The 21,324-nt window shown below is 66.3% G+C and carries 16 protein-coding genes; 4 read left to right on the top strand and 12 right to left on the bottom strand.

Annotation, left to right across the window (positions count from 1 at the left end; all coding sequences use genetic code 11):
* The 3 genes from ABZF37_RS08405 to dxs all read left to right on the top strand — a co-directional run.
* Window positions 1-1,201, top strand: a 1,201-nt coding sequence (locus ABZF37_RS08405; RefSeq protein WP_372718806.1) for an FAD-dependent oxidoreductase, incomplete at its 5' end; no start/stop codon positions are given.
* Window positions 1,201-2,187: a Rieske (2Fe-2S) protein gene (locus ABZF37_RS08400; RefSeq protein WP_372718804.1), complete on the top strand. Its 987-nt coding sequence runs from the start codon at window positions 1,201-1,203 to the stop codon at window positions 2,185-2,187. The genes ABZF37_RS08405 and ABZF37_RS08400, both read left to right, overlap by 1 nt.
* Window positions 2,184-4,112, top strand: a complete 1,929-nt coding sequence (gene dxs, locus ABZF37_RS08395) for a 1-deoxy-D-xylulose-5-phosphate synthase (RefSeq protein ID WP_372718802.1) — start codon at window positions 2,184-2,186, stop codon at window positions 4,110-4,112. Before ABZF37_RS08400 ends, dxs begins: the two co-directional genes overlap by 4 nt.
* 61 nt (window positions 4,113-4,173) lie before the next feature.
* Here the strand turns inward: dxs and ABZF37_RS08390 are convergent, their stop codons facing one another.
* Together ABZF37_RS08390 and ABZF37_RS08385 are read right to left on the bottom strand one after the other, a co-directional pair.
* Window positions 4,174-5,823, bottom strand: coding sequence for a flavin-containing monooxygenase (locus ABZF37_RS08390; RefSeq protein WP_372718800.1), 1,650 nt, complete (start codon window positions 5,821-5,823; stop codon window positions 4,174-4,176).
* A gap of 32 nt (window positions 5,824-5,855) precedes the next feature.
* Window positions 5,856-7,319 (bottom strand): M48 family metalloprotease, encoded by a 1,464-nt coding sequence (locus ABZF37_RS08385; RefSeq protein WP_372718798.1) that lies wholly within the window; start codon window positions 7,317-7,319, stop codon window positions 5,856-5,858.
* An 81-nt stretch (window positions 7,320-7,400) separates the two neighbouring features.
* On the opposite strand from ABZF37_RS08385, the gene ABZF37_RS08380 reads away from it, so the two are divergent.
* Window positions 7,401-7,637, top strand: a complete 237-nt coding sequence (locus ABZF37_RS08380) for a sulfurtransferase TusA family protein (protein ID WP_372718795.1) — start codon at window positions 7,401-7,403, stop codon at window positions 7,635-7,637.
* A gap of 28 nt (window positions 7,638-7,665) precedes the next feature.
* Here the strand turns inward: ABZF37_RS08380 and ABZF37_RS08375 are convergent, their stop codons facing one another.
* The 10 genes from ABZF37_RS08375 to ABZF37_RS08330 all read right to left on the bottom strand — a co-directional run bounded on the left by ABZF37_RS08375 (window position 7,666) and on the right by ABZF37_RS08330 (window position 21,201).
* Entirely contained in the window at window positions 7,666-8,649 is a 984-nt protein-coding gene (locus ABZF37_RS08375; RefSeq protein WP_372718793.1) for a TIGR00341 family protein, read from the bottom strand.
* A 244-nt stretch (window positions 8,650-8,893) separates the two neighbouring features.
* Entirely contained in the window at window positions 8,894-9,910 is a 1,017-nt protein-coding gene (locus tag ABZF37_RS08370) for a ketopantoate reductase family protein (RefSeq protein ID WP_372718791.1), read from the bottom strand.
* Window positions 9,911-9,966: 56 nt separating this feature from the next.
* Window positions 9,967-11,877 carry a molecular chaperone HtpG gene (htpG, locus tag ABZF37_RS08365; RefSeq protein WP_372718789.1) on the bottom strand — a complete coding sequence of 637 codons (1,911 nt, stop codon included), beginning with the start codon at window positions 11,875-11,877 and terminating at the stop codon, window positions 9,967-9,969.
* A 328-nt stretch (window positions 11,878-12,205) separates the two neighbouring features.
* On the bottom strand, window positions 12,206-13,426 hold the full coding sequence (gene fabB / locus ABZF37_RS08360; RefSeq protein WP_372718787.1) for a beta-ketoacyl-ACP synthase I: 1,221 nt from the start codon (window positions 13,424-13,426) through the stop codon (window positions 12,206-12,208).
* The gene (fabA, locus tag ABZF37_RS08355) at window positions 13,423-13,956 is read right to left on the bottom strand and encodes a 3-hydroxyacyl-[acyl-carrier-protein] dehydratase FabA (RefSeq protein ID WP_372718810.1); all 534 of its coding nucleotides are present in this window, start codon (window positions 13,954-13,956) and stop codon (window positions 13,423-13,425) included. The genes fabB and fabA overlap by 4 nt, the downstream gene beginning before the upstream one ends.
* A 175-nt stretch (window positions 13,957-14,131) precedes the next feature.
* Window positions 14,132-15,592, bottom strand: coding sequence for a 4-hydroxy-3-polyprenylbenzoate decarboxylase (gene ubiD, locus ABZF37_RS08350; RefSeq protein WP_372718785.1), 1,461 nt, complete (start codon window positions 15,590-15,592; stop codon window positions 14,132-14,134).
* Complete coding sequence (gene ubiA, locus ABZF37_RS08345; RefSeq protein ID WP_372718783.1) at window positions 15,589-16,455, bottom strand: 4-hydroxybenzoate octaprenyltransferase; 867 nt, start codon at window positions 16,453-16,455, stop codon at window positions 15,589-15,591. Before ubiA ends, ubiD begins: the two co-directional genes overlap by 4 nt.
* A 57-nt stretch (window positions 16,456-16,512) precedes the next feature.
* Window positions 16,513-18,585 (bottom strand): ATP-dependent DNA helicase RecG, encoded by a 2,073-nt coding sequence (gene recG / locus ABZF37_RS08340; protein WP_372718781.1) that lies wholly within the window; start codon window positions 18,583-18,585, stop codon window positions 16,513-16,515.
* 28 nt (window positions 18,586-18,613) lie between these two features.
* Window positions 18,614-18,997, bottom strand: coding sequence for a RidA family protein (locus tag ABZF37_RS08335; protein ID WP_372718779.1), 384 nt, complete (start codon window positions 18,995-18,997; stop codon window positions 18,614-18,616).
* A gap of 2 nt (window positions 18,998-18,999) precedes the next feature.
* Entirely contained in the window at window positions 19,000-21,201 is a 2,202-nt protein-coding gene (locus tag ABZF37_RS08330; protein ID WP_372718808.1) for a bifunctional (p)ppGpp synthetase/guanosine-3',5'-bis(diphosphate) 3'-pyrophosphohydrolase, read from the bottom strand.
* Between the last annotated feature and the right edge of the window lie 123 nt (window positions 21,202-21,324).

Genomic DNA, 21,324 nt, shown 5'->3' with positions numbered 1-21,324 from the left:
GCGGGTCGATCCGGCGCTCAGTGGCCTGCTGCCGCTGGCCGATTACCCGATCCTCACGCCAGCCGGGCCGCTGTCGTTCGCCAACCTGCCGGCCAACGCACTGCTTACGCTGTGGCCGCTGATGCGCCAGGTGGGCCTGGGAATGACCGATCTGGCGCGGGTGCGGATCCGCAACGCGCTGGCCATGCTCACCTGGCATCCGCAGCGCACGCCGGCGCGCTGGGATGGCGTCAGCGCCGAGCAGTGGCTACGGGAGCTGAACTTTCCGCCCGCGGCGCGCATGCGGCTGCTGGACGTGTTCGCGCACAGCTTCTTCAACCCGACCGGCGAGCTGTCGGCCGCGGATCTGCTGATGCTGTTTCATTACTACTTTTTTGGTAACCGCGAAGGGCTGGTGTTCGACGTCGCGCGCCGGCCGTTTGGCGAGTGGCTATGGCGACCGTTCGAGGGCCACCTGACGACGCTTGGCGTCGACCTGCGCCTGGGTTGTCCGGCGCAGGCGATCAGCCGGAAGAGTGCCGGCTGGGGAGTTCGGACCGCCGCGGGCGACATCGAGGCCGATGCCCTGGTGCTGGCGCTCGACGTCCCCGGCCTGCGGTGCTTGCTGGACGCCAGTCCGTCGCTCGGCGCGGCGCTTTTGGCGCCGCTGGACAAGGTGCAGCCCACCCGGCCGTTCGCCGTGTGGCGTTTGTGGCTGGACCGGCCGGTACAGCGGGCGGCGTTTGCCGGCACAGCTGGTTACGACATCCTGGACAACGTGTCCGTGTACAGCGTTTTTCACGAGCCCAGCCGCGACTGGGCGCAGCGCCACGGCGGCGCGGTGCTGGAGCTGCACGCCTATGGGCTTGCCAGTGATGACGAGCCAGATATCCGCCGCCGTTTGCTGACTGCGCTGCACACGCTGTATCCGGAAACCGCGTTGGCTCAGGTGCTCGGCGAGCAGTTTCTGTTGCGCGCCGACTGCCCGGCCTTTGCGCCCGACAGCGCCACCACCCGGCCGTCGGTCGGTAGCGCCGATCCGTCGCTGGTGCTGGCTGGGGACTTTGTGCGCCTGCCGTTTCCCAGCGCACTGATGGAGCGGGCTACCGCCAGCGGCATGCTGGCCGCCAATACGTTGCTGGCCAGCCGGCAGGTGGACCCGGCACCGCTGTGGGTCGGGCCGCCGCGCGGGGTGATGTCGTTTCTGTCGAGGTTCGCCTGATGCTGCGCACGCGCGACGCACACGGCAAGGCGCTGTGGCTGTTCGGCCAGACGCTTGGCGAGCTGCCAGCGGCCCCGCGCCCCGACTGGCAGGCCGCCGAGCCACGCTGGATTGCCGGAGCGCTGGCCAGGGCACTCGATCGGCCGGGTGGCGGCTGGCATGTGCTGGGCGCTTCCGCGGCGCTGCGCCAACGGCCGCTGGCGGTGCAGGTCGAAGGCCGGTCGCTGGCGCTGTGGCGCAGCCAGGCAGGCGTTCACGCGACCGACGATCAGTGCCCGCATCTTGGCGCTGCCTGGTCGCGCGGCCGGCTTGTGGACGGCGGCCTGGTGTGTCCCTGGCATGGCCTGCGTCTGGACCCGGCGGCGCCGTGCAGCGCGCTGTATCAGACCCACGACGACGGCGCGCTGGTCTGGGTGCAGCTGCCCGGCGAGGCGCTGCTGCCCCGACCGGTGCTGCCGGTGCGCCCGACGTCAGCGCTGGTATCCGTCATGAGCCTGCGGGCACGCTGTACGCCGCGCGAGGTGTTGGAAAACCGCCTCGACCCCTGGCATGGGGCGCATTTTCACGGCCACAGCTTCGCCCGCCTCGCGGTACGCGAGCAGGCCGAGGACAGCATCACCGTGCGGGTGGCGTTTCGGGTCGCAGGCCGGCTGGCGGTGGAGGTGGACGCGCGCTTTCATTGCCCGGACCGGCGCAGCATCGTCATGACCATCGTCGCTGGCGAGGGTGAAGGCTCGCTGGTAGAGACCCATGCGACGGCGCTGTCGCCCGGCCAGTGCCTGATCACAGAAGCGATTTTTGCCAGCTCGACGCGATCCGGTTTTGCCGTGGCGCGCCGCCTGGGCCGGCTGATTCAGCCCCTGATGCGCCTGGCGGCGCGTCGCCTGTGGGTCGAGGACGCGGCGTACTGTGAACGCCGTCATGCGCTGCGCGAGCGTGCGTCCCCGCCCGACCTGTCATGTGCCTCGCAGGAGTCCTCCCCATGAATACCACCGTACTGGATGCCATCAATGAGCCGGCGGACCTACGCGCGCTGCCGGCCACGGCGCTGGCGCAGATCGCCGCTGCCCTGCGCGAGGAAATCGTGGCCCAGGTGGCGGTCAGTGGCGGGCATCTGGCGTCCAGTCTGGGGACCGTGGAACTGCTGGTCGCCCTGCATTACGTGTTCAACACGCCGCGCGACCGGCTGGTGCTGGACGTCGGCCACCAGGGCTATGCGCACAAGCTGCTGACCGGGCGGCGCGCCGGTTTCGCGCGTATCGGCAAGGCGGACGGCCCGGCCAAGTTTCTGCGCCGCAGCGAATCGCCGTTCGATGCCTTTGGTGCCGGCCACGCCGGCACGTCGATTTCGGCGGCGCTGGGTATGGCACGCGGCCTGCAGGCGGCCGGCGAGGACGCCTGCGCCATCGCCCTGATCGGCGACGGCGGCCTGACCGCCGGCATGGCGCTGGAGGCCCTTAACCACGCCGGGCATCTGAAGCAGTCGAACCTGCTGGTGGTGTTGAATGACAACGAGATGTCCATAGAGCCGAACGTGGGCGCCATGGGTGCTTTCCTGTCGCGCAAGTTGTCGGCGCCGTCGGCGCGGCGCCTGCGACGATTCGCCAAGGACATCCTGGCGCCATTGCCGCAGCCACTGCAACAACTGGCGCGCCGGGCGGAGCAATCCGCCAGGGCACTGCTGACGCCCGGCACGCTGTTCGAGGCCTTCGGTTTTCGGTACATCGGGCCGGTGTCCGGGCAGGACCTGCCGGCGCTGCTGGAGACGCTGGCCAACGCGCGCGGCATGCTCGGCAACGGCGAGGGGCCGGTGCTGGTACACGCCCTGACGCGCAAGGGCGCCGGCTATGGGCCGGCCGAAAAGGATCCACTCAAGTACCACGGCGTGACACCGTTCGACGCCGTCACCGGGCATATGCCCAAGCCGGCCACGCCGGCGCCGTCCTACACCGGGGTGTTTGCAGGGGCTTTGCTGGAGCTGGCGCAGGCGGATGAACGCATCGTGGCGATCACGGCGGCCATGGCGGGCGGCACGGGCCTGACCGGGTTTGCGAAAGTGTTGCCGCGGCGTTTTTTCGATGTCGGTATCGCCGAGCAACACGCCGTGACCTTTGCGGCCGGTCTGGCGACGACGGGCATGAAGCCGGTCGCCGCCATCTATTCGACCTTCCTGCAGCGGGGCTACGACCAGATCGTGCACGACGTGTGCCTGCAGAACCTGGACGTCACCTTTGCGCTGGACCGCGCCGGGCTGGTCGGCGCCGATGGCGCCACGCACCAGGGCCTGTACGACATCGCCTTTCTGCGCTGCCTGCCCAACATCACGCTGATGGCGCCCAAAGACGAAAACGAGCTGCGGCACATGCTGCGCACGGCGGTGGAGCACCCCGGGCCGGTGGCGCTGCGCTACCCGCGCGGTAACGGCCTTGGCGTGCCGCTGGATGCCGAAATTCGCGCACTGCCGATTGGTCGTGGCGAGCTGCTGCGCGACGGTGACGACCTGGCCATTGTGGCGCTCGGCAGCCGCGTCGCACCGGCGCTGGAGGCCGCCGAGCGGCTGGCGGCCGAAGGCATCAGCGTGGCGGTGTTCAACGCGCGTTTCGTGAAGCCACTCGACGTGGTGGCCATCGCCAATCTGGCGCGCCGCTGCGGGGCGCTGCTGACGGTGGAAGAACACGCACTCGCCGGTGGTTTTGGCAGCGCCGTGCTCGAAGCCCTGGCTGCGGAGGAGATCAGCGTGCCGATACGGGTGCTGGCGGTGCCGGACAGGCTGGTCGAGCATGGTGATCCGGCCCGGCAACTGGCGCAGTTCGGCCTGGATGCGGCGGGTATCGCGGCGGCTGGGCAGGCGCTGGTGGGCGGTCTGACTGGACGTCTCGCAATGCCGAACCTGCGCGCCGCGGGGGTGTGAGGGCGGCGTCGCATATGCCGGGCGGGTGATTGCAGGGGCGGGCCATGCCCGGGACCCCGGCTCAGGCGGATTCCGCACCCGGCGCGCCAGGGGTCAGCGCGAAGCCCCGATAGTCTTCCGCCGCCACGTCGTCGCAGATTTTCCGGTAGGCCGGGGCGCCACCCAGGTACACCAGCGGCGCGCGCGGCTTGCCCGGCACGTTGGCGCCCATGTACCAGGAGTTGGCGCGCGGCAGCAGGGTGCCTACGGCGACCTCGTTGGTATGGGCGATCCAGCGGTCTTCGGCGTCCAGAGTCGGTTCGATGGTGGAAAGGCCACGCTCGCGCAGATAGGCGATGCAGTCGGCTGCCCACTCCACGTGGTCCTCGATCGCCAGTGGCATGTTGTAGAGCACCGACGGACTCTGCGGCCCGGTGATCACGAACAGGTTCGGAAAGCCCTGCACGGCAAGGCCCAGGTACGTGCGCGGGCCGTCCGCCCATTTGTCGTTCAGGCGCAGGCCGCCGCGGCCGCGCACGTTCATGCGCAGCAGCGGGCCGGTCGAGGCGTCAAAGCCGGTCGCCAACACGATGCTGTCGAATTCATAGTCGCGCTCGCGGGTGCGGATGCCCTGCGGCGTGATGGCCTCGATCGGCGTGCGGTGCAGGTCGACCAGGCTCACGTTGTCGCGGTTGTAGGTCTCGTAATAGTCCACTTCCAGCGGCGGGCGCTTGGTGCCGTAGGGATGGTCCTTGGGGCACAGCAGCTCGGCCACGGCCGGGTCCTTCACCCGCGCGCGGATTTTCTCGTGCACGAACTCGGCCGCCGTGCGGTTGGCCTCCAGGTCCAATAGCAGGTCGGCGAAGCTGTCGAAGAACAGCCGGAAACCGCCCTCGGCATAGCAGCGCTCGTAGACCTGCCGGCGTTCCTCGGCCGACACAGCCAGCGCGGAAGGCTGGATCTGGTCGAACGGAATGCCCCCGAAAGACTGCCGCGCCTGCCGCCGCAGGGCTGCGTAGCGGCTCTTGATGCTGCGTTCGTAGTCGGAGGTCATCGGACTGTTGCGGCTGGGGCTGGCGAAATTGGGCGTGCGCTGGAACACGGTCAGTTGCGCCGCCTGTTTGGCGATTTCCGGGATCGCCTGCACGCCACTGGCGCCGGTGCCGATCACCGCCACGCGCTGGCCGGTGAAATCGACGCCCTCGTGCGGCCAGGTGCCGGTGACATAGACCTGCCCGCGAAAGCTGTCGAAGCCGGGGTACTCCGGCGGCTTGGGCGCCGACAGGGTGCCCAGGGCGGAGATCAGGAACGGCGCCCGCGCCAGCGGCTGGCCGGCCACTTCCAGAATCCACTCGTTGCTTGCCTCGTCGAACCTGGCGCCGCTGATGCGCGTGTCGAAGGTGATGTCCCGGTACAGGCCGAAACGCTCGGCGACGTGTTCGAGATACCGCAGGATCTCCGGCTGGGCGGCGTATTTCTCGCTCCAGTGCCATTCCTGCTGCAGCGCCTCGGAAAACGAGTACGAGTATTGATGGCTCTCGATATCGCAGCGGGCGCCGGGGTAGCGGTTCCAGTACCAGGTGCCGCCCACGCCGCCGCCGGCTTCGTACACTCGCACCCGCAGGCCCATCTGGTCGCGCAGCTTGTGCAGGGCATACAGGCCGGCAAAGCCGGCGCCGACAACCAGAGCGTCGAAGTGTTCGGCCCGGCTGGTTGAGCGTTCATTCGACATGGGAGCGGTCCTGATTCGGTGAGGCGTGCGACTCAGAGTAAGGTCAATGAGCGGCGGCCGAAAAACTGACGTTCGAACTCAAGATCGTCCTGCAGCTGGCGCAGGCGCGCCTCGATAGTAGCCAGCTGGGCATACGCAATCGGTTGCAATTTGCTGGCACGCCGCAGTTGCTCCATCGCCACCTCCAGGCGGCCGTTCTGCACATGATATTCGGCGCGCATCTGGTAGGCCTCCACCTGGTCGCCGCGTTTGTCGGCAGCCTGGGCCAGCAGTTCCAGGATATGTGGCGGCGGCTGAGGTCGGTAGATGAAGTCGCCCAGCAGTGCGCGCGTCGCCGCCGCGTTGCCGGAGCGCAGTTCGGCCTGCCCCAGCAGCGCCAACAATGCCTGATCGGCTGGGAACAGCTTGAGGTCGTTGCGGGCCAGGGCGCTGGCGGTGGCGGGCTTGCTTTCACCGAGCGCGATTTCCACCCGGGCAACTCGATAGGGCAGAAAGTCCGGTGCACCGGCGCTGAGCCCGGCCAGGAGTTGGCTCGCCGCTTGGAACTGCCCCGCGCGTAACAACGCCAGTACTTTGCCGTATCTCCAGGCCTTGGCCGCCATGGGGCCATCGGGCGTGGGGTTTTGCTTGTAATAACGCAGTGACTCGGTAGGTCCGGTACCGGTCAGCACCCGTACCCGCTCGCGCATGTGCAGGTACATACCGCTGTCGGGTACGCGTCGCAGTGGCATTTGCCGGGCCCGATCCCGTGATTCGGCGATCCGGTCCAAAGTGACCGGATGGGTGCGTAGAAACTCGGGCAGCTGTTGGCCTGCGCTGTAGCGTCCCGACTGCTGCATGCGCCCGAAAAAATCCGCCATGGCGCGAGCATCGAACCCAGCCCGGGCCAGGGTCTGAATGCCGATCCGGTCGGCCTCGGATTCATTGTGGCGGGTGAAATCGATCTGGTTCTGGACTGCGCCGGCCTGCACCGCCGTGATCGCCGCGACACCGGCGTCGCCGCCCCCATAGGCGCCCAGGATGATGGCGCCGAGCATGGCCGCGATAGTCGGTACGGTCATGCGTTGCTGGTGCTCGAAGGCACGGGGCAGGTGGCGCTGGGTGACGTGGGCAATTTCGTGGCCCAGCACGGACGCCAGTTCGTCCTCGGTTTCCGTGGTCAGGATCAGGCCGCTGTGGACGCCGATATTGCCACCGGGGCCGGCAAAGGCGTTCAGCGTAGGGTCGACCACCACGAAGAAACTGAAACCGCGGGCTGAATCGCTGCTGTTGCGGCCCAAGCGCTGGCCCAGGCCATCCACGTAACCATTGATAAGCGCATCATCTACCAGCGGCATGGCCGCCCGCACCTGCCGCATGAAGGTGACGCCAATGCGCTGTTCCAGCTGCGCCGACAGCAGGCCGCCGGCGGCGTCACCGATTTCCGGCAAAGCAATCTCCGCCTGTGCCAGGGGCACATATAGGCACAGGACGAGGCAAATCAGGCGACGCAGCATGGGCGGGTGTTACGGGCGTTACAAATGGTACCGGCTAAGACAGTATGCTTTAGCTGGAGTTACGCCACCGCAAGATAAGCCATGACCGAACTTTCCGTTATCGAGGAGCTCGACACCAGCGGTCTACTGTGCCCGCTGCCAGTGCTCAAGGCCCGCCGGGCCCTGAACAGGATGCAAAGCGGCGAGGGTCTGCGGGTGATCGCCACTGACACCAAGGCGCCGGACGACTTCGCCGCGTTCTGCGAGCAGTCCGGCGATGTGCTGCGGGACGTGACGCAGGATGGCGAGCGTTATCTGATCCTGGTGCAAAAGGCTTGAGCGAGGCGGATTCAGCATGCGGGGCTGGCTAGTCGATCAGTGCTCGGCGGCCATAAATGAAAAATACAAGGATCGCCAGGGTCGCGATCCATACTAGGACGCAAGTGACTGTCGCGCGTTGCGCTTGCTGTTTTTCCCACCAGGTGCGGGGATGGATGCCTTTAGCCAGGAAGACCATGTTGCTGGCCAGGTTGACGCACACCAGGTTGACCGCCAACAGCAGCCCCGCTCCACAGGCGAGGGTGATTTCGCCGTGACCCAGCATGAGTCCGAGCGTGACCGCCGGTGGAAGCAGGGCCACAGCCACCATGACCCCGACAAGTACGCTCGACAAGCCGGTTGTGAGGGAGAGTGCCGCGGCAGCGCCTGAGGCAAGCGCCAGGACAATGGAATCCAGTCCTACGTCGGTGCGGGCAAGCAGTTCGGGACCGGGAGTTTCGAATAGCTTGAGCGTGCCGATCGCGATGGACAGGCCCACGACCACCAGGATGCCCACGAAGTTCGTGAGTGCCGACTTGCGCATCAGGGCCGGATCGCCGAGGGCTGTTCCAAGACCGAACGCAATGTTCGGACCCAGCAAGGGCGCGATGACCATGGCGCCGATCACGACGGCCAAGGTGTTCTCGATCAGTCCGATGGCGGCGACGGCTGTCGAAAGCAGCACCAGCACCAGGAAATTCACATCCAGGCGTGCATTTTTTTCGACGCCCTTGTACAGGGCCTCACGGGCTGAGGTCGCCGAGTCTTCCGCTTCCCGCTCTTTTCCCCCGCGCTCGGGCAGCGCCACCTCCACCGGTAGGACCACGATTTGGGCCGTAGACTGTGCGCCGAGCATGGTCTGCAGGGAATCCAGCAGTGGCTGGAGCTTGTCGTCCGGTACGAGCAGTCGCATCGACAACGCGCCGTCCTTGCCGGTCGTGCCAGGACGAAAATCGGGCAGTTTGAGTTGCTCGGCGATCGCCGCTACCGTGTCGGCGCTGCCGGCGGCAGCAACAACCTCAACGTATTTCATATGCGGTCCCAGACCTCGCTAAATCCTGTCGCAAGCTCGGCGTTGCAGGTGCTCCGCACGGGCGAGAACAAACGCCACCGCAGAAATGCTGAGCCACCGCAGATCTCCCAACCGAAAACTGTTTTGCCCAGGATCGCGCAGGTCTGAGAGTATTTGGCACAGCCGCGCCCAGCGTCTTGCGAAATTCCTGGACCGATTCTGCCCTAGGATTTCCTTCAATCGGCCGGGCAGCCTGTGTCCCCGGTCAATCCGCGAGGAAGGTGTCCTGAACCTTGGCCACGCCGTACACGTACTGCAACACCGGCACGTCAACTTTGAGTTCTGCCGCCTTGTCGAGGTAGGGCTTGAGGATCACGTCGACTTCCATCTTGCGACGGCGGTGCAGGTCCTGGTGCATGGAGGTGCGGCCCTCGGTCTCGCCGCTGGCCTGCATGCGTTCCCGAAAGCGCACGCCAAGCTGCATCATCATGTCGACCGCCTTGTCGAGGGGCAGGCTATCGTATTCACGAAACTGGCCCATCGGCGCATAGAAGTTCTGCGGCTGGTAACCCATGGCCTTGTAGACCTTGAGGAAATCGCGCGCCAACGCAATGTAGTTCATCGCCCCCTCGCGGGCTTCGAGCCCATCCGGAAAGGTCAGCGGCAAGCCGAGCGTGCTCACGGACCAGCCCGATGCGGTGCCGATCTGCATCAATTTTTCCCACAGCACCTGGCGAATGTCCTCCATTGCCCGGCTGCCGAAACCGGCTTTCTGGAACGCCGCCGTGACCGCTTCGATGCGTGGTGTGATGCCGCCATCAAGTTCGCCGAAATAAGCCGTGGTGGGCGTCGTCAGCCCAGCCATGGCATGGCCCGGTTCGAGCAGGACGCCGCCTTCGATGGTGGATGCGCCGATGACCTTGTCGTGACCGGCCCATTCACGCAGGCGCTCTTCCTTGCCAATGCCGTTTTGCAGGGAGCAGACCAGGCGTACCCGGTCCTTGATGCTTTCGGCCTCGGCCAGTGCGGTTTCGCTGTCCTTGGCCTTGGTCAGCAGGATCATGCAGTCGAACTCGCCGGTGGCATCGCGCGGGTGCGTGATGCAGGTCAGGTTCTCACGCACCACAAAATCGCCGTAAATGCCGCTGATGTGAAGGCCATTGGCTTTGATGGCGTCCATGTGACGGGCCCGACCGACCAGCGTCACGTCCTCGCCGCAGCGGGCCAACATGCCGCCAATCACTGAACCCAGGCCACCTGCTCCACAAATAATGAAACGCACGTCTGACTCCTCCGATAGTTTCTGGTTTTAGGCCGGCCTTGCACCGGCTGGTCAGTCTACCCTTCCAGCAGCAGTCTGTTCAGCCGTTGTACGAACTGTGCCGGCTCCTCCAGTTGGCCGCCCTCGGCAAGCAGCGCCTGTTCGTAAAGCAGCAGCGCCCAGTCGGCAACGTGTTCGGCGTCAGCTTGCGCTTTCAGGCGCGCGAGCAGGGGGTGGTGCGGGTTGATTTCCAGGACCCGCTTGCTGTCGGGTACGTCCTGGCCGGCGGACTTCAGCAGCCGCTCAAGGTTGCCGGAGATGCCGTCCTTGCTGGCCACCAGGCAGGCCGGTGATTCAGTGAGGCGATCCGACAGGCGCACCGATTCCACTTTGCTTTCCAGGGCGGTTTGCAGGACGCTGAGGGTTGGCTGCCAGTCGGCCTCGGCCACCGCGGGTTGCTCGGCGTCGGCCGGGCCCAGGTCGTCGAGCTTGAGGTCTGCCTGCGCTGCCGATTGCAGGGGCTTGCCATCGAAATTTGGCAGGCTGCTTGCCAGCCATTCGTCAATCCGGTCGCCGAGTAACAGCACTTCCACGCCGCGCGCGCGAAAGACTTCCAGCTGCGGCGAGGCCGCCGCCGCCGCCTGGCTGTCGGCCGTCAGGTAGTAGATGGCCTTCTGGCCCTCTTTCATGCGCGCGACGTAATCGGCGAGCGACACTGTTTGCTCGCTTTCGCGGGTGCTGGCAAAACGCAGCAGCGCCGCGATGCGGTCGCGGTTGGCGTGGTCTTCCACCACGCCTTCCTTGAGCACCCGGCCGAACAGCCCCCAGAAGCGCGCGTATTTGTCGGCCTCGTCACGGGCCAGCTCCTCCAGCAGGCTCAGCATACGGCGCGTACAACCCGACCGGATGGCGTCCACTACTTTGTTGTTTTGCAGAATCTCACGCGAAACATTCAGCGGCAGGTCGTCGGAGTCGATCACCCCGCGCGCGAAGCGCAGATACGCCGGCAGCAACTGAGCGGCGTCATCCATGATGAACACGCGCTTCACGTACAGCTTGACGCCGTGGCGGCGCTCTCGGTCCCACAGGTCGAACGGTGCCTGGGCCGGGACGAACAGCAGTGCGGTGTAGTCATGGCCTCCCTCGATGCGGCTGTGCAGCAGCGCCAGCGGGGGCTGCGCGTCGTACGCGAGCTGCTTGTAGAAACTGTCGTACTGCTCCTGGCTGATCTCGGTCTTGGGTTTCGCCCACAGCGCGGTGGCCTGGTTGACAGTGTCCCAGGCGGGCGGCTGCTCGCTGTCTGCATCGCTGTCGCTGTCGGTATCGTTTTCAGCGCCGTCTTCGGCCGGCGCGGCGGCGGGCATGCACACCGGAAACGTTATGTGGTCGGAGTAGGTGCGAATGATGGACTTGAGCCGGTAGTCGTCGCTGAACTCCTGCGCGTCGTCGCGCAGGTGCAGCACAATTTCGGTGCCGCGCGGCGCGCTGGTCGGTTCGAGCGTGTAGTCGCCCTCGCCAGCGGATTGCCAGCGCACGCCCTCGGTTTCGGCCAGATCAGCGCGGCGGGTGGTCAGCGTGACCTGGTCGGCAACGATAAAGGCCGAGTAGAAACCCACCCCGAACTGGCCAATGAGATTGGCGTCCTTGGCCTGCCCACTTTCGAGCGCCTGCAGGAATTCGCTGGTGCCGGAGTGAGCAATGGTGCCGATGTTGGCGATCACCTCGTCGCGGCTCATGCCAAGGCCGTTATCGCGCACCGTGACCGTGTGGGCGATAGGGTCGCACGCTACCTCAATGCGCAGCTCGCCGCCGCCGTCCATCAGACTGGCGTTGCTGTAGCCCTCGAAACGCAGCTTGTCGAGTGCATCCGAGGCGTTCGAGATCAGCTCGCGCAGAAAAATCTCGCGGTTGCTGTACAGGGAATGGATCATCAGCTTGAGCAGCTGCCGGGTTTCGGTGGCGAAGCTGAGGGTTTCGGGTTGGGTCATGGTGGCCTCGTGCGGTGGCAGGGGCGGGGAGATTCCGACAGGCAGCCATATGGGGGGAGCGGGCCCGAATGCAAGGTCGCTCGCCCGACCTGCGGGTCGGAATTTGGTCGAGCATGAGCGCGCAGCAGGCGCAGCAGGCGCAGCCGGACAGCCCCGACCACGTTGCGCGGGGTTGCAAGCCTGCCGGTTCGCCTGGCGCCCGTCGGACGTCGACCACACTGGTGTTGGCTATCCGCTGTCGGGCGGCACCACCACCGAAACGCGCCCCGAAAGAGAGTCGGGAGGATCTCTCCGGCCCCGTGAGCAGCGCTATTCCGTCGGCGGCGCTTCAGCCGTTGTAACGGCGCAGCACCAGGGTGGCGTTGGTGCCACCAAAGCCGAAGCTGTTTGACATGATGGTGTCCAGGCGCGCGCCATCGCGGCGCTCGCGCACCAGCGGCAGGCCGTCGGCGGCGGGATCAAGCCGTTCGATATGCGCCGACGGGCAGATGAAGCCGTCCCGCATCATCAGCAGGCAGTAGATCGCCTCATGGACGCCGGCGGCGCCCAGCGAGTGACCGGTGAGGGACTTGGTGGAGCTGAACGGCGGCATCTGCGCGCCGAAGACCTCACGTACCGCTTCCAGCTCGCGTGCGTCACCAACCGGCGTGCTGGTGCCATGGGTGTTCAGGTAGTCGATGTCCGGCAATGGAATGTCGCCCAAGGCCTGGCCCATGCAGCGTACCGCTCCCTCGCCGGACGGCTGCACCATGTCGAAGCCGTCCGAGGTGGCGCCGTAGCCCACCAGTTCGCCATAAATCTTGGCGCCGCGGGCCAGCGCATGATCAAGTGCTTCCACCACCACGATGCCGCCGCCACCGGAAATCACGAAGCCGTCCCGATCAGCATCGTAGGCACGTGAGGCCACCGCAGGGCGGTCGTTATAAGCCGATGACAGGGCGCCCATGCCGTCGAACAATACCGATTCGGTCCAGTGCAGTTCCTCGCCACCGCCAGCGAACATCACATCCTGCTTGCCGGCCTGGATCAGTTCTGCCGCATTACCGATGCAATGGGCCGAGGTGGCGCAGGCCGACGAGATGGAATAGCCAACGCCCTTGATCTTGAATGCGGTGCCCAGGCAGGCGGCAACCGTGCTCGACATGGTGCGCGGCACCATGTAGGGCCCGACCCGGCGGGCGCCTTTCTCGCGCAGGGTATCGGCCGCGAGCACCGTGTTCGCCGTGGAAGCGCCGCCGGAACCGGCCACCAGGCCGGTACGCGGGTGTGAAGTCTCGGCCTCGGTGAGGCCGGAGTCGGCGATTGCCTCGGCCATGGCGATGTGCGAATACGCCGCGGCGTTGCCCATGAAGCGCAGCAACTTGCGGTCGATGTGCTCTTCCGGAGCGATGCGCAGTGGGCCATACACATGGCTGCGAAACCCCAACTCCTGATATTCCTCGCTGAACTCGATGCCGGATCGGGCCTGATGCAGGGAGTCGGCGACCTGCGCCTGATTGGTGCCGATGCTGGATACGATGCCCAGCCCGGTAATGACGACGCGTCTCACGGTGTGCTCTCAAGATGGTTGGTGAACAGGCCCACACGCAGGCCAATGGCGGAATAGATGGTATTGCCATCCACGTCCATGGTGGCGTCGGCAATGCCCATGAACAGCTTGCGCTGGATGACACGCTTCATGTGGATGTTATAGGTCACCCGGCGGGCGGTCGGCTTCACCTCGCCGCCGAATTTGACTTCGTCGGCCCCCAGTGCCCGGCCGTGGCCAGGGCCGCCGATCCAACCCAGATAGAAACCGACCAGTTGCCACATGGCATCCAGGCCCAGGCAACCGGGCATCACAGGATCGCCCGCAAAGTGGCAACCGAAGAACCACAGGTCCGGGCGCACATCGAGCTCGGCGCGGATCTCGCCGCGACCGAACTGGCCACCGTGGTCGGCGATGTGCACGATACGGTCGAACATCAGCATGGGCGGCAGTGGCAGCTGCGCATTGCCGGGGCCGAACAATTCGCCGCGCGCGCAGCGCAGGAGGTCGTCATAACTGAAGGATGCGGTGCGTCGCTCGACGGCGGACATTTCGGTCACAGTGGATTCCATGATTAAGGTGATGGAACAGAGCGCACGACCACGCAGCAGCACGACACAAACGCCCGATTATACGCATCCGGCTCGTTCGGTCCGCAGCCGAGTCAGTGAATCCCGCAGCGATTTGTGGTCCCAACGGTGTCCTGCCCTCAGCTGCGTGGTTTCATCACAAGCCCAGTTCGTCCCATAGCGCATCCACACGGGTTTTGACCCCGCCATCCATGGCGATGGGTCGACCCCATTGCCGAGCGGTTTCGCCGGGCCACTTGTTGGTGGCGTCGATCCCCATCTTCGAGCCCAGGCCGGGCTGTGGCGAAGCGAAATCGAGGGTGTCGATCGGCGTGCGCTCGGCCAGCAGGATATCGCGCGCCGGATCGACGCGGGTGCTGATGGCCCACACCACGTCCTGCCAGTTGCGCACGTCGATGTCGTCATCCACCACCACAATGAACTTGGTGTACAGGAACTGGCGCAGATACGACCAGATGCCAAACATCACCCGCGACGCATGCCCCGGATACTGCTTGCGAATGGACACCAGCGCGACCCGGTACGAACAGCCTTCCGGCGGCAGGTAAAAATCCACCACCTCCGGGAACTGGCGGCGCAGCAGCGGCACGAACAGCTCGTTCAGCGCCGCCCCGAGCATGGCCGGCTCGTCAGGCGGCCGGCCGGTATAGGTGCTGTGGTAGATGGCGTCACGGCGCTGGCTCAGGCGCTGCACCGTCAGCACCGGGTAGCGTTCGGTCTCGTTGTAGTAGCCGGTATGGTCACCGAACGGCCCCTCGTCGGCCTCATCGCCGGGGGTGATGACCCCTTCCAATACGATTTCCGCCCGCGCCGGGACCTCAAGACCACCGTCCGAACAGGCCACCAGTTCCGTGCGTTGGCCGCGCAACAGGCCGGCGAACTGGTACTCGGACAGGCCGTCGGGGATTGGCATCACGGCGGCGAGCACGGTGGCGGGGTCGGCGCCAACCACCACTGCCACCGGGAATGGCTCGCCCGGACGCGCCGCCTGCCAGGCCTGGTAGTCGAGCGCGCCGCCACGCTGCGCCAGCCAGCGCATGATCAGCCGGTTGCGGCCAAGCACCTGCTGCCGGTAGATGCCGATGTTCTGGCGCCCGCCGTGCGGGCCGCGGGTGACCACCAGACCCCAGCTGAGCAAAGGCCCGGCGTCGTCCGGCCAGCAGGTCTGGATCGGCAGCGTGGACAGATCCACCGCATCGCCTTCCAAAACCACGTCCCGACATGGCCCGCTGGCGACGCGCCGCGGGCGCATGGCCAGCGCCTGTTTGTAGATTGGCAGCTGCCGCCAGGCCTCGCGCAGGCCATTGGGCGGCTGCGGCTCGCGCAACATGGCCAGTTGCTCGCCCAGCTCGCGCAGATCGGCCGGAGTCTCGCGTCCCAGGCCCAGCGCCACGCGGCGCACGCTGCCAAACAGATTGGCCAGCAGTGGCATGGTGTGGCCGCTGGGGCGCTCGAACAGCAGTGCCGGTCCGCCGGCCCGCAGCACCCGGTCGCAGATCTCCGTGACCTCCAGCCGCGGATCGACCGGCACGCTGATGCGTTTGAGTTCGCCCAGCGCCTCCAGGCGGGCGATGAACTCGCGCAGGTCCGCGCTCACGGTTGCATCCAGTAATGGGTGGCGATGCCGGCGAATACGGCCGCACCGAACCAGTTGTTGGCCAGAAAGGCCTTGAAGCAGGCCGCCGGCTCGCGCCGCCGGGCGAGGTACTGGTGGTGAACCGCGGTCAGCGCGGCGATTCCCAGTCCACCGAAAAACCATGGCCCGAGGTAGGCATTCCAGCCGACCAGGGCCAGCGTGGCGAGGGCGCTGGCCTGGAGCACGCCAACAATGAGCCGGTCGTCCTCGCCGAACAGGATGGCGGTCGATTTGATGCCGACGCGGATGTCGTCATCGCGGTCGGCCATGGCATAGAAGGTGTCGTAGGCGACGGTCCAGAACACGTTGGCGATCAGCAATAGCCAGCCGATGGGGGGCACCTTGTCCTGTACGGCGGCAAACGCCATCGGGATGCCCCAGCCAAAGGCCAGGCCCAGGTAAATCTGTGGCAGGTGCGTGAGGCGTTTGCCGAGCGGATAGGTCACGGCCAGCAGGGCACCGATTACCGCCAGTTCCTGCGTGCGCCGGTTCAGCGTGAGTACCAGCGCCAGGGACACCATCAGGAGCAGCACACACACCACCAGCGCCTCGACTGGCCGAATGGCGCCGCGCGCCAGCGGCCGGTTGCGGGTACGTTCCACATGCCGGTCGAAATCGCTATCCAGATAATCGTTGATGGCGCAGCCGGCCGAGCGCATGGTTACCACGCCAGCCGTGAACACGACCAGAATCTTCAGGTCCGGCAGGCCGCCGCTGGTCAGCCACAGTGCCCACCAGGTCGGCCACAACAGCAGCAGTACGCCGATCGGTCGATGCAGGCGCATCAGTTCCAGATAGGCGGCAAGGCGCGCTGTCGCGGTCATGGTGCTGGGCGTGGATGCCGCGCGGCGGCGGTCAGCAGCTGTCGGGTGGGCATGAGCTCACACTTCACCGTAGTCAAGGCCGCGCCCGAGCCAGCGATCGATCAGACGCGGCACCATCGCGGGGGCCTCGCGCTCCAGCAAGCCGGCCAGGTGTGGCAGCCGCGGCAACAGGCTTCGGTCGCGCTCCAGGTCAGCAACGCGCAGGTTTACGGCGCCGGTCTGGCGGGTGCCGAGTAACTCCCCCGGACCACGCAGGTCAAGATCGCGGCGGGCAATTTCAAAGCCGTCATTGGTTTCGCGCATGGCGGCCAGGCGTGCGCGCGCCTCGCCCGACAGCGGCGGCTGGTAGAGCAGCACGCAGCGGCTGTCGGCGCTGCCGCGCCCGACCCGGCCGCGCAGCTGGTGCAACTGGGCCAGACCCAGGCGCTCGGCATGGTCGATCACCATCAGCGTGGCGTTGGGCACATCGACGCCAACTTCGATCACCGTGGTGGCGACCAGTAGCTGTAATTCGTTGCTCAGGAAGGCCGCCATCACGGTTTCTTTCTCGCGGCTTTTCATGCGCCCGTGCAGCAGGCCGACGCGCAGCTGGGGCAGCGTGGCGGCCAGTTCCTCGGCGGTGGCGCTGGCCGCGGACAGGGCGAGCGCCTCCGACTCGTCAATCAGCGGACACACCCAGTACGCCTGCTGGCCCTGCGCGCAGGTGGTGGCGATGGCGGTGAGCAGCTCGTCCTTGCGTCGGCGCGGTACCGCCAGGGTATGGACGGGCGTGCGTCCGGGCGGCAGTTCGTCGATGGTCGAGGTATCCAGATCAGCGTAAAAGGTCATGGCGAGCGAACGCGGGATCGGCGTCGCCGTCATGATCAGCTGGTGGGGCGCCTGCGCGCCGTCGTCGCCCTTGGCACGCAGCGCCAGGCGCTGGTGCACGCCGAAACGGTGTTGCTCGTCAATGATCACCAGCCCAAGCCTGGCGAATTGCACCTCCTCCTGAAACAGTGCGTGGGTGCCCACCACCAGCGGCGCGCGGCCGGAGGCGATGTCGGCAAGAATGGCGGCCCGGGCGCGCCCGCTGTGGCGGCCGGCCAACCACAGTGGGTCCAGGCCCAGCGGCGGCAGCCAGCGACAGAAATTACGGAAGTGTTGCTCCGCCAGCAGTTCTGTCGGGGCCATGATTGCCGTCTGCCAGCCGGCTTCGGCAGCCTGCAATGCCACCGCCGCGGCGACCAGCGTCTTGCCGCTGCCAACATCGCCCTGTAAGAGCCGCAGCATGGGATGGGGCCTGGCAAGGTCGGCAAGGACCTCGCCGATGACGCGTTTTTGTGCGCCGGTCAAGGCGAAGGGGAGTGCTTCAAGCAGGCGGTCGCGCAGCATACCGCTGGCCCTGATCACCGGCGCGCGACGTGTTTGCCGCTGCTGGCGCCGTCGACGCAGGCTGAGGTGATGCGCCAGCAATTCTTCCAGCGCCAGCCGATGCAAGGCCGACGGGCGTTCGTCGAGCAGCGCATCGGCCGCTGGCTGGTGCAGGCCATGCAGGGCGGTCGCCAGGTCGGAAATCTGTTCGGCCGAGCGTAGCCCCGCAGGCAGTAGCTCCGGCAGGTGCTGATCGCAACGATCCAGCGCCAGACCCACCAGGCGGCGCAAGCTGGCCTGGGTGAGCCCGGCGGTGGTGGGATAAACCGGCGTGAGCGCCGCTGGCGGTAGTGGCTCACTGGCCCCGCTGCGTAGCAATCGGTACTCCGGATGCACCATTTCCAGCCCCATTGGGCCGAGGCGAGCTTCACCGTAGCATTCCAGCCATGCACCGGGCTGAAACTGCTGCGTCTGGCTGGGTCGGAAGTGAAAAAAACGTAAGGTCACGCTGCCGCTGGAGTCCGCGAGGCCGACCAGCAGGGCACGCCGACGGCGCTGTGTGAGTTCCGCGGCCTCGACCCGGCCCCGCACCAGGGCGTGCTGGCCATCGCGCAAACTGGCTATCGATGACAACTGGCTGCGGTCTTCGTAGCGCAGCGGCAAATGCAGTAGCAGATCCGCCGGTTGTTCGATTCCGAGCAGCGCCAGGCGCTGCCACATCGCAGGTCCTACCCCGGGCAGAGCCGCCGCGGCGCGCGTGACAACAGCTTGGCCAGCCATGGCGGTGCCCGGTGCGAAGCGGAGCGGCTCAGGTCAGGACGAGGATCGCGTCCGCTTCGACACCCGCGCCGCGCGGCAGGGCCGCCACACCCAGGGTGGCGCGCGCCGGATACGGCGGCTCGAAATAGCGTGCCATGACGGCGTTCACGGTCGCGAAATGGGTCAGGTCGGTCAGGTAGATGGTGAGTTTGACCGCCTGCGCCAGGCTGCCCCCGGCGGCCTCCGCCACTGCCTTGAGGTTGTCGAACACGCGCACGGCCTGTGTTTCGATGTCGCCGATCACCAACTCCCCACTGCTGGGGTCCAGCGGAATCTGTCCCGACAGGTACACCGTGTTGCCGGCGCGGATGGCTTGCGAGTACGGGCCGATCGCGGCCGGGGCAAGGTCGCTGGCGATAGCTTGCAGGGACATGTTCAGCCTCTTTTTCGGATGATGCGGCGTACCGACTTGATGGTCCGCAGGCGTTTCATGATGCGCGCCAGGTGCACCCGGTCGCGCACCTCCAGGGTGAAGGTGGCCACCGCGTGGATGCCGTCGCGGTTGGCAATCTGGACACTTGCGATATTGCAGTCCATATCGGAGATGGTGGCCGCCAGTGTGGCCAATTGTCCACGTTGGTCCTCGATCTCGACCCGGATGTCCACGGGGAAACGGCTGTCGCTGGCCGGTTGCCATTCAACGTCAAGCCATTTGTCTGGCTGTTTGGCGAAGTCCTTGGCGCTGGGGCAGTCGTCGACGTGGATCACCACGCCGCGCCCAACGCTCACATAACCGCGTACCGGATCGCCCGGAATCGGCCGGCAGCACTTGCCATAACTCACCACCAGACCCTCGGTACCCTTGATGGCCAGTGGTGTGTGGCGGGCGTCCTTGCCGACCAGCCAGCGTGGCGCAACCCGTGCCAGTGCTCGCCGCAACCCCGAGCGCGGGCGTCGTTCAGTTGCCGGTGGCGTGCCGCTGACCAGATGCGTCGCAACCACGACTGCCAGGCGCTTGCCGAGCCCGACCTCCTCCAGCAGGTCGTCCATCGCCTTGGCGCTGAATTCCCGCAGCAAGCCGGCGACGTTTTGCTCCGGCACCTGCGCCATCGGCGTGCCAAGGCGGGAGAGTTCGAGCTCCAGCAGCCGTCTGCCGAGCGCTATCGCCTGCGCGTGGTCGACATGTTTCAAGAAATGCCGGATGGCCGCCCGCGCCTTGCCGGTGACGACAAAACTCAACCAGCTCGGATGGGGAGTGGTGGTGCGGGCGGTGATGATTTCCACCGTGGCGCCGCTCTCCAGCACGGTACTGAGCGGCACCAGGCGGCGGTTGACGCGCGCCGCCACGCAGCGATTTCCGATATCCGAGTGCACGGCGTAGGCAAAGTCGACCGCCGTGGCACCCGTCGGCAGGGCCAGGATCTGGCCCCTGGGCGTGAATACGTAAACCTCGTCGGGAAACAGATCCCACTTGACCGAGTCCAGGAACTCCTGCGGATCGCCGGCATTGCGTTGCAATTCCAGCAGCCCGTGCAGCCATTCCCGTGCCCGCTGCTCGGCGCGACTGCCGCTGCCATCCGGATTCTTGTACCGCCAGTGCGCGGCGACGCCATCGTTGGCGACCAGGTCCATTTCCTCGGTGCGGATCTGAATTTCGGCAGGCACGCCATAAGGTGTGAACAGCGCCGTATGCAGCGATTGGTAACCATTGGTCTTGGGTATGGCGATGTAGTCCTTGAACCGCTGCGGCACCGGCTTGAAAGTGTTGTGCACCACGCCAAGGGCCCGGTAGCACGCGTCCACGGTGTCCATCACCACGCGCAGCGCATACACGTCGTAGACCTCGCTCAGGGACAGGTGATCCTCGCGCATCTTCTGGTAAACGCTGTACAGATGCTTCTCGCGGCTGACCAGCCGATACTGGAGTCCAGCCTCGTCAAGGCGATGCCGTAATGTGGTTTCGATCTTGCCCACCAGATCGTGCCGATTGCCCCGGGCGCGACGCAGGGCCTCGTCAAGGACCCGGTAGCGCAGCGGGTACAGCGCCGCAAAGCCGAGGTCTTCCAACTCCTTGCACAGCGTGTGCATGCCGAAGCGGGCCGCGATCGGTGCGTAGATATCAAGTGTTTCGCGCGCGATACGTCGGCGCTTGTCGGCGCTCAGGTGGCGCAGCGTGCGCATGTTGTGCAGGCGGTCCGCCAGCTTGATCAGCATGACCCGCAAGTCGCCGGCCACCGCCAGCATCATTTTTCGGAAATTGGCCGCCTGTGCCTGTTCGCGGGTTTCGAAGCGGATCTGCGTCAGCTTGGTCACGGCGTCGACCAGGGCCGCGACTTCCTCGCCGAACTGCTCTGACACCTCGGCGCTGGTGGCGGTGGTGTCCTCGATTACATCGTGCAGCAAGGCCGCGCACATGGTCGCGGCATCCACGTGCAGGTCGGCCAGGATGGTGGCGACTGCCAGAGGGTGGGCAATATAAGGTTCGCCGGTCTGGCGCTGTTGGCCGGAGTGGGCGCGTTCGCCGTAGGCATAGGCGCGGCGTATCGCCGCAATGTCGTCCGGCGTCAGGTAGGCGGCAAGCTGCCGGGCCAGTGTCTCGAAGCCGCCCGTCTGGACCGCTTGCGCGGGTGCGCTCAGGGCGCCTCGCCCGCCTCGGGCACCGGCCCCTCAACGCGGGCTGCCGCATCGACTGCCTGCTCCCAGCCGTTGGCGTCGCGCTCCGCGGCCAACTCCTCGGGCGTCATGAACAGGTGCAATTCT

Origin of the sequence: Immundisolibacter sp., from assembly GCF_041601295.1 — a bacterium.
Lineage (GTDB): Bacteria > Pseudomonadota > Gammaproteobacteria > Immundisolibacterales > Immundisolibacteraceae > Immundisolibacter.
The sequence above is the reverse complement of the archived record's forward strand: the minus strand, read 5'-3'. Positions and strand labels throughout refer to the sequence as shown.